General features: G+C 63.5%; 1 pseudogene. It reads right to left on the reverse strand.

Annotated elements, in window-relative coordinates:
• A pseudogene (locus tag IEW22_RS19875) lies at positions 1–507 on the reverse strand (transposase); the annotation flags it as partial.
• Positions 508–587: the final 80 nt, after the last annotated feature.

Here is a 587-nt window from a genome sequence, read left to right on the forward strand (position 1 = left end):
CTTTGCGCGCGGCGATCGCGGCGCGTCGCCAGCCCCAGCGGGGCCGGTCGGTGGAAAACCCACGTAGCCAGGACCGCAGCTCGGCTTCCTCCGCGGTGATCGGCGCTGGGTGCAGTCGCATCGTGGAGCGGTGGATGCCCACCACAGCACATGCTCGCCGCTCAGATACCCCGAACCGCTCACGCAGCATCGTCACGGCGCTGCGCTTGCGGTTCGGGGTCAGAAGTTTCCCGACGAAATCTCCTTGAGCATGTCGATATCGAGGGCCTGGTTGGCGACCAACTTCTTGAGCCGAGCGTTCTCAGCTTCGAGTTCTTTGAGGCGTTTGACGTCATTGGCCTTCATGCCCCCGTACTGGGCCACCCAGCGATGCCAGGTCGACTCTGTGACCTCCAGATGCCGGCACACCTCAGCCAACTCCTGCCCGGTCTCGAGGAGCTTGTTGCCCTCGGCCAGCTTGCGGATGATCTGATCCGGCGTATGCCGCCGGCGCTTGCTACCTGCCATGTCGTCGTCGATTCTTCCTGCCCAAACACTCGGGCAACAGAGTCGCACAACAACTGGACCACTACGAAGGGCCCACCTCA

Source organism: Gordonia jinhuaensis (assembly GCF_014639795.1).
In the GTDB taxonomy this organism is placed as follows: domain Bacteria; phylum Actinomycetota; class Actinomycetes; order Mycobacteriales; family Mycobacteriaceae; genus Gordonia_B; species Gordonia_B jinhuaensis.